This window comes from Kitasatospora sp. NPDC001603 (assembly GCF_040298365.1).
Lineage (GTDB): Bacteria > Actinomycetota > Actinomycetes > Streptomycetales > Streptomycetaceae > Kitasatospora.
Genome location: NZ_JBEPAA010000019.1, coordinates 109,296 through 122,153 on the forward strand (window position 1 = coordinate 109,296; position 12,858 = coordinate 122,153).

Annotated in this window: 1 protein-coding gene; it reads left to right on the top strand. The window is 76.1% G+C overall.

Annotated features, from left to right (window positions below):
* Positions 1-97: 97 nt before the first annotated feature.
* Positions 98-12,858 (top strand): SDR family NAD(P)-dependent oxidoreductase (locus tag ABT263_RS15215; RefSeq protein ID WP_352290940.1); only part of this gene is annotated, 12,761 nt, incomplete at its 3' end.

Consider the following 12,858-nt stretch of genomic DNA (forward strand, 5'->3'; position numbering starts at 1 on the left):
GACCACCCGTTCCACCCCGAACCGCCCCGAACCGCCCCGATGACCCGGTACGACCAGCTGACCACTGACAGCGGACTGACACGGAGGACGTAGGAACATGACGACGCCGGACGAGCAGATCGTCAACGCACTTCGTGCCTCGCTGAAGGAGAACGCGCGGCTCCAGCAGGAGAACCAGAAGCTCCTGGAGGCCCCTGCCGAGCCCATCGCCATCGTGTCGATGGCCTGCCGGTACGCGGGCGGGATCCGTACCCCCGAAGACCTCTGGCGGGTCGTCACCGACGGCACCGACGTGTACACCGCGTTCCCCGAGGACCGGGGCTGGGACCTCGAAGGCCTCTACCACCCGGACCCGGACAACCCCGGCACCACCTACGTCCGCGAGGGCGCGTTCCTGCACGACGCCGGCCAGTTCGACGCCGGGTTCTTCGGCATCTCGCCGCGCGAGGCGCTCGCCATGGACCCGCAGCAGCGGCAGCTGTTGGAGGTGTCCTGGGAGGCCCTGGAGCGGGCCGGCATCGCCCCGCACTCCGTCCGGGGCACCGACATCGGCGTGTTCGCCGGCATCGTGCACCAGGACTACGCCCCGGACCTCAGCGGCTACGAGGGCTTCCTCAGCCTGGAGCGAGCCCTGGGCACCGCCGGCGGTGTCGCCTCCGGCCGGGTCGCCTACTCGCTCGGGCTGGAGGGCCCGGCGGTCACCGTCGACACCATGTGCTCCTCCTCGCTGGTCGCCATCCACCTGGCCGCCCAGGCGCTGCGCCGCGGCGAGTGCTCGATGGCGCTGGCCGGCGGTGCGACCGTGATGTCCACCCCGGGCGGCTTCGTGGGCTTCGCCCGCCAGCGCGGCCTGGCCTTCGACGGCCGCTGCAAGTCCTACGCGGCCTGCGCCGACGGCTCCAGCTGGGCCGAGGGCGCCGGTGTCGTCCTGCTGGAGAAGCTCTCCCGGGCCAGGGAGCTCGGCCACCGCGTGCTGGCGGTCGTCCGGGGCTCCGCGCTCAACCAGGACGGCGCCTCCAACGGCCTGACCGCGCCCAACGGCCCCGCCCAGCAGCGGGTCATCCGCAAGGCGCTGGACAGCGCCAACCTGTCCACGGGCGACATCGACATGGTCGAGGGCCACGGCACCGGCACCGTCCTCGGCGACCCGATCGAGGCACAGGCGCTGCTGGCCACGTACGGGCAGGACCGCGTGGACGGCCGGGAACCGCTGCGGCTCGGCTCGGTCAAGTCGGTGATCGGCCACACCCAGGCGGCCTCCGGGGTCGCCGGTGTGATCAACATGGTGCAGGCGCTGCGACACGGCGTGATGCCGGCCACCCGGCACGTCGACGCGCCCACCCCGCAGGTGGACTGGACGGCGGGCGCCGTCGAGCTGCTGACCGAGACCCGGCCCTGGCCGGAGACCGGGCGGCCGCGCCGGGCCGGGGTCTCCTCCTTCGGCGCCAGCGGCACCAACGCGCACCTGATCCTGGAGCAGGTGCCCGAGGAGGAGCCCGCCCAGGCCGCGGCCGCGCCCGACGCCGTGGTGCCGCTGGTGGTCTCGGCGGCCTCCGAGGGCTCCCTGACGGGCCAGGCCGAGCGGCTGGTCTCCTTCCTCGACGCCGCGGAGGGGGTCTCCCTCGCCGGGGTGGCGGGGACGCTGGCCACCCGGCGCGCGGTGCTCGGCGAGCGGGCGGTGCTGGTGGCCGGTTCGCGGGACGAGGCGCTGGCCGGGCTGGCCGCGCTGGCCCGGGGCGAATCCGCCGCCGGGCTGGTGACGGGGAGCGCGACCGGGGCGGGCAAGCTCGTCCTGGTCTTCCCGGGGCAGGGTTCGCAGTGGGTCGGCATGGGCCGTGAACTGCTGGACTCCTCCCCGGTGTTCGCCGCGCGCGTCGCGGAGTGCGCGGCGGCGCTGGAGCGCTGGGTGGACTGGTCGCTGGAGGACGTGCTGCGCGGTGAGGCCCCGGCCGAGCTGCTGGAGCGCGTCGACGTGCTCCAGCCGGCCAGCTTCGCGGTGATGGTCGGTCTGGCGGCGGTCTGGGCGTCCGTGGGCGTGGTGCCGGACGCGGTGGTCGGGCACTCCCAGGGCGAGATCGCGGCGGCCTGCGTGGCCGGTGCGCTGTCGCTGGAGGACGCCGCGCGGATCGTGGCGGTGCGCAGCCAGGTGATCGCGGGCAGCCTCGCCGGGCGCGGCGGGATGGCCTCGGTGGCGCTCTCCGAGACCGACGCCGTCGAGCGGCTGGAGCGCTGGGCGGACCGCGTCGAGGTCGCCGCCGTCAACGGCCCGGCGTCCGTGGTGGTCGCCGGTGACGCGGAGGCCCTCGACGAGGCCCTCGACGCGCTGGAGGACCAGGGCGTGCGGGTGCGGCGGATCGCGGTGGACTACGCCTCCCACTCCCGGCACGTCGAGGCGATCCAGGAGACCCTCGGCGAGGCCTTCGCGGACATCCGCAGCCAGGCCCCGCTGGTCCCGTTCTTCTCCACCGTCACCGGCGAGTGGATCGACGGGGCGGGCGTGCTGGACGGCGGCTACTGGTACCGCAACCTGCGCGGCCAGGTCCGCTTCGGCCCGGCGATCACCGCGCTGCTCGGCGCCGGCCACACCGTCTTCGTCGAGTCCAGCGCCCACCCGGTCCTGGTCCAGCCGATCAGCGAGCTGGTGGACGCCGCCGACGCCTCGGCCGTGGTCACCGGCTCGCTGCGGCGCGACGAGGGCGGCCCGCGCCGCCTGCTGACCTCGATGGCCGAACTCTTCGTCCGGGGCGTCGCCGTGGACTGGACCGGCCAGCTGCCGGCCGGGGCCGACACCGCCCTGGTCGACCTGCCGACCTACGCCTTCGACCACCAGCACTACTGGCTCCAGCTGACCGGATCGGCCACCGACGCCGCCTCGCTGGGCCTCACCGGCACCGACCACCCGCTGCTCGGCGCGGTGGTGCGGCTGCCGCAGTCGGACGGGCTGGTCTTCACCTCCCGGCTGTCGCTGCGCACCCACCCCTGGCTCGCCGACCACGCCATGCAGGGCGTGGTGATCGTCCCCGGCACCGTCTACGTCGACCTGGCGGTGCGCGCGGGCGACGAGTTCGGCTGCGGCATCCTCGAAGAGCTGGTCATCGAGGCCCCGCTGGTGCTGCCCGAGCAGGGCGGCGTGCGGGTCCAGGTCGCCGTCGGCGGCCCCGGCCCGACCGGCTCCCGGACGGTGGACGTCTACTCGCTGCGCGAGGACGCCGCCGGCGAGGACGGCGACGGCGAGTGGACCAGGCACGCGACCGGTCTGCTCTCGTCAGCCGCCCCGAGCGGCAGCACCACGCCCGCCGTGGACTTCGCCGCCTGGCCGCCGGCCGGCGCCGAGCCCGTGGAGATCGAGGACTTCTACACCGACCTGGTCGTCCGCGGCTACTCCTACGGCCCGGCGTTCCAGGGCCTGCGGGCGGTCTGGCGGCGCGGCGAGGAGCTCTTCGCCGAGGCCGTGCTGCCGCCGGAGCAGCGGGAGCACGCCGACCGGTTCGGGATCCACCCCGCCCTGCTGGACGCCGCCCTGCACACCAACGCGTTCACCAACCCGGAGGACGGCCGCAACGTGCTGCCGTTCGCCTGGAACGGGCTGGTGCTGCACGCGCTGGGCGCCTCCGCGCTGCGGGTGCGGGTCGCCCCCCGGGGCACCGACGCGCTGTCCTTCCAGGCCGCTGACGAGGCCGGCGAGCTGGTCCTGACGATGGACTCGCTGGTCTCGCTGCCGGTCTCCGCCGAGCAGTTGGGCAGCGCGGCCGGCCAGGACGGCCGGGACTCGCTGTTCCGGGTCGAGTGGACCGGGCTGCCCGCGCCCGAGGGCGCCACGGCCGCGCCGGTCTGGGCCCCGCTGTCCGGACCGGAGGACGTGGCCGCGCTGGCCGACCGCGAGAGCGTGCCGGCGGTCGCCGTGCTGGACGCGACCGCGGCCGACGCCGAGGCCGACCCGCTGGAGCTCACCTGCCGGGTGCTGGCCGCGATCCAGGCCTGGACGGCCGCGCCGGGCCTGGCCGGGGCCCGCCTGGTGGTCGCCACCCGGGGCGCCGTCCCGGCCGGCGGCGAGGCCGCGGTGACCGACCCGGCCGGCGCCGCCGTCTGGGGCCTGGTCCGCGCCGCCCAGGCGGAGAACCCGGACCGGATCGTCCTGGTCGACCTCGACCCCGCCGCCGCGGCCGGGGCGGGAGCCGTCCTCGGGGCGGTGCTGGCCTCCGGCGAGCCGCAGGTCGCGGTGCGCGGCACGGCGCTCTCCGCCTCCCGCCTGGTGCGCGCCGACGCCGCCCCGGAGGAGGCCCCTGCCACCGCCTTCGACCCGGACGGCACCGTCCTGGTCACCGGCGGCACCGGCTCGCTGGGCGCCGTGGTCGCCCGCCACCTGGTCACCGAGCACGGCGTCCGGCACCTGGTGCTGGCCGGCCGCCGGGGCCCCGCCGCCGAGGGCGCCGACGAACTGGCCGACGAACTCGCCGGACTCGGCGCCACGGTGTCGGTCGTCGCGAGCGACGTCGCCGACCGGGAGGCGGTGGCCGCGCTGCTGACCGCCGTCCCGGCCGAACACCCGCTGACCGGCCTCGTCCACCTGGCCGGCATCCTGGACGACGGGGTGATCGGCGCGCTGACGCCGGAGCGGATCGCCGGGGTCTTCGCGCCCAAGGCGACCGCGGTGCGCCACCTGGACGAGCTGACCCGCGAACTCGCCCCGCAGCTGCGGACGTTCGTGGTCTTCTCGTCCGCCGCCGCGCTGCTCGGCTCGGCCGGCCAGGGCAGTTACGCCGCCGCCAACGCCTACCTCGACGCCCTGATGACCCGCCGTCGAGCCGGCGGACTGCCCGGTCTCTCGCTGGCCTGGGGCCTCTGGGAGCAGAGCACCGGCCTGACCGCCCACCTGAGCGAGGTCGACCAGGCCCGGATGAGCCGCGGCGGCGTCCTGGCGCTGACCCCGGCCGAGGGCCTGGCCCACTTCGACACCGGCCTGCGGGCCGAGCAGGCGCTGCTCGTCCCGATCAAGCTCGACCTGCGGGCGCTGCGCTCGGACACCGCGTCCGGCGGCGCCGTCCCGCACATGCTGCGCAGCCTGGTGCGGAGCGGGCGCCGGGTGGCACGGACCGCCGCCGGGGACGGCAGCGGGCTGGTCCGCCGCCTGGCGGGGAAGTCCGAGGCCGAGCAGGAGAGCATCCTGCTGGGCATCGTCCAGGCCGAGGCCACCGCGGTGCTCGGCTTCAACGGCCACGAACTGGCCCAGGGCACCCGGGGCTTCAGCGACATCGGCTTCGACTCGCTCACCGCGGTCGAGCTCCGCAACCGGCTGAGCGCCGCGACCGGGGTCAAGCTGCCCGCCACCCTGATCTTCGACTACCCCACGCCGGTGGCGCTCGCCCGCTTCCTGCGCGAGGAGCTCGGCGACACCGCGGCCGGTGCCGCCGCCGCCCCCACCGTGGTCGCGGCCGACCCGGACGAGCCGATCGCCATCGTCGGCATGGCCTGCCGGCTGCCCGGCGGCGTGGTCGACCCCGAGGGCCTGTGGCGCCTGGTGCACGAGGGCCGCGACGGCATGGTGGGCTTCCCGGACAACCGCGGCTGGAACCTCGACGAGCTCTTCGACGACGACGCCGCGAAGCCCGGCACCTCCTACGTCCACAAGGGCGGCTTCCTGCGCGACGCCGGGGAGTTCGACGCCGAGTTCTTCGGGATCTCGCCGCGCGAGGCGCTGGCGATGGACCCGCAGCAGCGGCTGCTGCTGGAGGCCTCGTGGGAGGCGCTGGAGCGGGCCGGCATCAACCCCGGCACGGCGCGGGGCGGCAACATCGGCGTCTTCTCCGGTGTCTCCATCCACGACTACGTCGAGTCGCTGACCAGCATGCCCGCCGAGCTCGAAGGCTTCGTCACCACCGCGACCGCGGGCAGTGTGGCCTCCGGCCGGGTCTCCTACGTGTTCGGCTTCGAGGGCCCGGCGGTCACCGTGGACACGGCGTGCTCCTCCTCGCTGGTGGCGATCCACCTGGCCGCGCAGGCGCTGCGGTCCGGCGAGTGCTCGCTGGCGCTGGCCGGCGGCGTCGCCGTGATGGGCTCGCCGGTCGGCGTCCTCGGCATGTCGCGCCAGCGCGGCCTCGCCGCCGACGGCCGGGTCAAGGCGTTCTCGGCGGGCGCCGACGGCACCATCCTCTCCGAGGGCGTCGGCATCGTGGTCCTGGAGCGGCTCTCCGAGGCCCGGCGCAACGGGCACCAGGTGCTCGCGGTGCTGCGCGGCAGCGCGGTGAACCAGGACGGCGCCTCCAACGGTCTGACCGCGCCCAACGGCCCCTCGCAGCAGCGGGTGATCCGCAAGGCGCTGGCCAACGCGGGCCTGGCCGCCTCGGACATCGACGCGGTGGAGGCGCACGGCACCGGAACGGCGCTGGGCGACCCGATCGAGGCGCAGGCCCTGCTGGCCACCTACGGCCGGGACCGCGACCCGGAGCGGCCGCTCTGGCTCGGCTCGCTGAAGTCCAACATCGGCCACACCCAGGCCGCGGCGGGTGTCGCGGCCGTCATCAAGATGGTGCAGGCGCTGCGGCACGGCGTGCTGCCCTCCACACTGAACGTCAGCGCGCCGACCCCGGAGGTGGACTGGTCCGCCGGTGCGGTCGAGCTGCTGACCGAGGCGCGCGACTGGGCCGCCGGCGGCCGGCCGCGCCGGGCCGGGATCTCCTCCTTCGGGATCAGCGGCACCAACGCGCACCTGATCCTGGAGGAGTCCGCCGAGGTGCCGGCCGTCGAGCCGGCGGCGGGCGACGTGCTGCCGGGCGCCGACGCGGTGCCGCTGGTGGTGTCGGCCGCCTCGACCGGCTCGCTGGCCGGTCAGGCCGCGCGCCTGGCGGCCTTCCTCGACACGGCGGACCGGCCGTCGCTCGCCGCCACGGCGAACGCGCTGCTGTCCCGGCGCGCGCTGCTCTCCGAGCGCGCGGTGCTGGTGGCCGGTTCGACGGAGGAGGCGCTGGCCGGACTGGGCGCGCTGGCCCGGGGCGAGTCGGCTCCCGCCCTGGTGACCGGCGGTTCGCTCGGCTCGGCCGGCGCGGGCCGGACGGTCCTGGTGTTCCCGGGGCAGGGTTCGCAGTGGGCCGGGATGGGGCGTGAACTGCTCGACGCCTCCCCGGTGTTCGCCGAGCGGATCGCGGAGTGCGCCCGGGCGCTGAGCCCCTGGGTGGACTGGTCGCTGGAGGAGGTGCTGCGCGGCGAGGCCCCGGCCGAGCTGCTGGACCGGGTGGACGTGCTCCAGCCGGCCAGCTTCGCGGTGATGGTCGGTCTGGCCGCCGTCTGGGCGTCCGTGGGCGTGCTGCCGGACGCCGTGCTGGGCCACTCCCAGGGCGAGATCGCGGCGGCCTGCGTGGCCGGTGCGCTCTCCCTGGAGGACGCCGCCCGGATCGTCGCGGTGCGCAGCCAGGTGATCGCCGGTCAGCTGGCCGGTCGCGGTGGCATGGCGTCGGTCGCGCTCCCCGAGAGCGAGGCGCTGACTCGCCTGGAGCGCTGGGCGGACCGCGTCGAGGTCGCGGCCGTCAACGGCCCGGCCTCCGTCGTGGTCGCCGGTGACGCCGAGGCCTTGGACGAGGCGCTGGAGGTCCTGACGGCGGACGGTGTGCGGGTGCGCCGGGTGGCGGTGGACTACGCCTCCCACACCCGCCATGTCGAGGCGATCGAGGAGACCCTGGCGGAGGCCTTCGCGGACATCCGCAGCCAGGCCCCGCTGGTGCCGTTCCTCTCCACCGTCACCGGTGAGTGGATCGACCAGGCGGGCGTGCTGGACGGCGGGTACTGGTACCGCAACCTGCGCGGCCAGGTCCGCTTCGGCCCCGCCGTCGCCGCGCTGCTCGAAGCGGGCCACACCGTCTTCGTCGAGTCCAGCGCCCACCCGGTGCTGGTCCAGCCGATCAACGAGATCGTGGACGAGGCCGCGGCCGACGCCCTGGTCACCGGCTCGCTTCGACGGGACGAGGGCGGCCCGCGCCGGCTGTTCCTGTCGATGGCCGACCTCTTCGTCCGCGGCGTGGCCGTGGACTGGAGCGGCGTGCTGCCCACCGGCACCGCCCCGCTCGACCTGCCGACCTACGCCTTCGACCACCGGCACTACTGGCTGCGGACCGCCCCGGCCACCGACGCGGCCGCGCTCGGCCAGGCCACCGTCGACCACCCGCTGATCGGCGCCGTCGTCCGGCTGCCGCAGTCGGACGGGCTGGCGTTCACCTCCCGGCTGTCGCTGCGCACCCACCCCTGGCTGGCCGACCACGGCGTCGGCGGGGTCGTCCCCGTCCCCGGCGCCGCGCTGGTGGAGCTGGCCGTCCGCGCCGGTGACGAGGTCGGCTGCGGCACCCTCGACGAGCTGGTGATCGAGGCCCCACTGGTGCTGCCCGAGCACGGCGGCGTCCGGGTCCAGGTCACCGTCGGCGGCCCCGACGGGAGCGGTGCCCGCAGCGTCGACGTCTACGCCGCCCGTGAGGACGCCGACGACGACACCGGCGCCTGGACCAGGCACGCCACCGGCCGGCTCGCCCCTGCGGCGGCCCGCACCGAGGCGCACGCCGACCTCGTCGTCTGGCCGCCCACCGGCGCCCGGCAGGCGAGTGCCGACGAGCTCTACGACGACCTGCTCCGCCTCGGCTACGCCCTCGGCCCGGCCTTCCAGGGCGTCCGCGGGCTCTGGCGGCGCGGCGAGGAGGTCTTCGCCGAGGTCGCGCTGCCCGAGGACCAGCGCGCCGACGCCGGCCGCTTCGGCATCCACCCGGCGCTGCTCGACGCCGCCCTCCAGTCCGGCCTGCGGCACGCCGCGGTGGCCGACGGGACCGCGGGCGGACCGCGGCTCTGGCAGCCGGCCGAGTGGACCGGCCTGACGCTGCACGCCGCCGGCGCCTCGGCGCTGCGGGTGCGGCTCGCGCCGTCCGACCGGAACGGGCTCTCGCTGGAGGCCGCCGACGAGACGGGCGGCCCGGTCCTGACCCTGGAGGCGCTCGCCTTCCTGCCGGTCTCCGCCGAGCAGCTCTCGTCCGCCGCGGCGGACGCCGGCCCGAACGCCCTCTTCCGGGTGGACTGGACCGACCTGCCCGAGACCCCCGCCGGCGGCGAGACGCTGCCGCCGTGGGTGCCGCTGTTCCACGCGGACGAGGTGCAGATCCTCGCCGACAACGTCACCTCCCCGGTGGTCGCGCTGGTGGAGGCGACCGACCGGCGCGGCGACGCCCTGGCCCTGACCGACCGGATCCTGGACCTCGTCCAGACCTGGCTGGCCGCACCGAGCCTGGAGGACTCCCGGCTGGTGCTGGTGACCCGGGGCGCGGTGCCGGCCGGCGGCGACGCCGCGGTGACCGACCCGGCGGGCGCCGCCGTCTGGGGCCTGGTCCGCGCCGCCCAGGCGGAGAACCCGGACCGGCTCGTCCTGATCGACACCGACACCGACACCGCCACCGACCTCACCTCCGGCACCGACGTCGAGCCGCTGCTCACCGCCGTGCTGGGCTCCGGCGAGCCGCAGGTCGCCGTCCGGGCCGGGGTGCTCTCCGCACCGCGGCTGGTCCGCGCGGCCGGTGGTGACGCGACAGGCGCCCAACCGGCCTTCCGCCCGGACGGGACCGTCCTGGTCACCGGCGGCACCGGCTCGCTGGGCGCCCTGGTGGCCCGGCACCTGGTCACCGAGCACGGCGTCCGGCACCTGGTGCTGGCCAGCCGGAGCGGCCTCGGGGCCGAGGGCGCGCCGGAGCTGGTGGCCGAACTGGACGGGCTGGGCGCGGCGGTGACGGTCGCCGCCTGCGACGTCGCCGACCGGGCGGCGGTGGCCGCGCTGCTGGCCGCCGTCCCGGCCGAGCACCCGCTGACCGGTGTCGTGCACACCGCCGGTGTGCTGGACGACGGCGTGATCGGCGCACTGACGCCGGAGCGGATCGCCGGGGTCTTCGCGCCCAAGGTGACCGCCGTACAGCACCTGCACGAGCTGACCCGTGACCTGGGCCTGACGGCCTTCGCGGTGTTCTCCTCCGCCGCCGGCCTGTTCGGCTCGGCGGGCCAGGGCAACTACGCGGCCGCCAACGCCTACCTGGACGCCCTGATGGCCCGCCGGCGGGCCGACGGGCTGCCCGGTGTCTCGCTGGCCTGGGGCCTGTGGGAGCAGAGCACCGGCCTGACCGCGCACCTGAGCGAGCTGGACCAGGCCCGGATGAGCCGCGGCGGCGTCCTGGCGCTGACCCCGGCCGAGGGCCTGGCCCTGTTCGACGCGGCCCTGCACGCCGACCGGGCCCTGGTCGTGCCGATCAAGCTCGACCTGCGGGCGGCCCGCGCCGACGCGGCCTCCGGCGGCGCCGTCCAGCCGCTGATGCGGGGTCTGGTCCGGGCCGGTCGGCAGGCCGTCCGGGCGGCGGCCGCCCAGCGCAGCGGCGGCGGGCTGGCGGACCGGCTGGCCGGGCTGTCGGCCAGCGAGCAGGAGGCCCTGCTGCTCGACCTGGTCCGCGGCCAGGTGGCGACCGTCCTCGGCCACGCCGGGGCGGACAGCGTCAAGGCGGAGAAGGCGTTCAAGGACGCCGGCTTCGACTCGCTGACCTCCGTCGAACTGCGCAACCGGGTCCGTGAGGCGACCGGCCTCAACCTGCCGACCACCGTCGTCTTCGACTACCCGACCCCGCTCGCCCTGGCCCGCCACCTGCACGGCGCGTTCGGCCACGTGGCCGCCGCGGCCGGGCCGGCGGCGCCGGCCGTCCTGGCCGCCGACCCCGACGAGCCGATCGCGATCGTCGGCATGGCCTGCCGGCTGCCCGGCGGCGTGGCGAGCCCGGAGGACCTCTGGCGGCTGGTCGCCGACGGCCGGGAGGCCCTCTCCCCGTTCCCGGAGGACCGCGGCTGGGACCTGGACGGCCTGTTCGACGCCGACCCCGGCCGGATCGGCACCTCCTACGTCGACCGGGGCGGCTTCCTGCACGAGGCCGGCCTGTTCGACGCCGGGTTCTTCGGGATCTCGCCGCGTGAGGCACTCGCGATGGACCCGCAGCAGCGGCTGCTGCTGGAGGCGTCCTGGGAGGCGCTGGAGCGGGCGGGCATCGACCCGGCCGCGCTGAAGGGCACCGACGTCGGCGTCTTCTCCGGCGTCATGAGCCAGGGCTACGGGTTCGGCGGCGAGGTGCCGCCGGAGCTGAGCGGCTTCACCGCGACGGGCTCCGCCGGCAGCGTGGCCTCCGGCCGGGTCTCCTACGTGTTCGGCTTCGAGGGCCCGGCGGTCACCGTGGACACGGCGTGCTCGTCGTCGCTGGTGGCGATCCACCTGGCCGCCCAGGCGCTGCGCCAGGGCGAGTGCTCGATGGCGCTGGCCGGCGGCGCCACGGTGCTGGCCAACCCGCACACCTTCGTGGAGTTCTCCCGCCAGCAGGCGCTCTCGCCCGACGGCCGCTGCAAGGCCTTCTCCTCGACGGCGGACGGCACCGGCTGGGCCGAGGGCGCGGGTGTGGTGGTGCTGGAGCGCCTCTCGGAGGCGCGGCGCAAGGGGCACCGGGTGCTCGCGGTTGTCCGAGGCTCGGCGGTGAACCAGGACGGCGCGTCCAACGGGCTGACCGCGCCCAACGGGCCCTCGCAGCAGCGGGTGATCCGCAAGGCGCTGGCCAACGCGGGCCTGTCCACCGTCGAGGTGGACGCGGTCGAGGCGCACGGCACCGGCACGGTGCTGGGTGACCCGATCGAGGCGCAGGCCCTGCTGGCCACCTACGGCCAGGACCGGGAACCCGGGCGTCCGCTCTGGCTCGGGTCCGTGAAGTCCAACCTGGGGCACGCGCAGGCGGCCGCCGGGGTCGCCGGTGTGATCAAGATGGTGGAGGCCCTGCGCCACGGCGTGCTGCCGCCCACCCTGCACGTCGAGGAGCCCTCGACCGAGGTGGACTGGCAGGCCGGCGCGGTAGAGCTGCTGACCGAGGCGCGGGACTGGCCGGAGACCGGCCGACCGCGGCGTGGCGGGGTCTCCGCCTTCGGCGTCAGCGGGACGAACGCGCACCTGATCCTGGAGCAGGCCCCGGTCGAGGCCGAGGCGCAGGCCCTCGCGGTCGAGAACGCTCCGGCAGGTACGGTGCCGCTGGTGCTGTCGGCGAAGAGCGCGGGCTCGCTGGCCGGGCAGGCCGACCGGCTGGCGCCCTTCGTCGAGACCTCCGGGGCGGGGACGGCGGAGATCGCCGCCGCCCTGCTGGCCCAGCGGGCGCTGCTGTCGGAGCGCGCGGTGGTGCTGGCGGGCTCGCCGGAGGAGGCGCTGGCCGGGCTGAGCGCCCTGGCGCGGGGTGAGCACAGCCCCGTCCTGGTGACGGGCACGGTGTCCGACACCGACCGGACGGTGCTGGTGTTCCCGGGTCAGGGGTCGCAGCGGGTCGGAATGGGCCGTGAGCTGGCCGAGCGGTACCCGGTGTTCGCCGAGGCCTTCGACGCGGCCTGCGAGGCGCTGGACGCGCAGTTGGCGGGCTGGACCGACCACCCCGTCAAGGACGTGGTGCTCGGCACGGCCGGATCGCTGGACCAAACCGTCTACACCCAGGCCGGGTTGTTCGCGGTGGAGACGGCGCTGTTCCGGCTGATCGAGTCCTGGGGCGTCCGGCCGGACGCCGTCATGGGCCACTCGATCGGGGAGATCACGGCCGCGCACGTGGCCGGGCTGCTCTCGCTCGGCGACGCGGCGGCGGTGGTCGCCGCACGCGGTCGGCTGATGCAGGCGCTGCCCTCGGGCGGTGCGATGGTGGCGGTCGCCGCGACCGAGGCCGAGGTGGCCGAACTCCTCGGTGACGGCGTGGACCTGGCGGCGGTGAACGGTCCTTCGTCGGTGGTCCTCTCCGGTGAGGAGGCGGCCGTACTGAAGGCCGCGGAGCAACTGCGCGAGCAGGGCCGCAA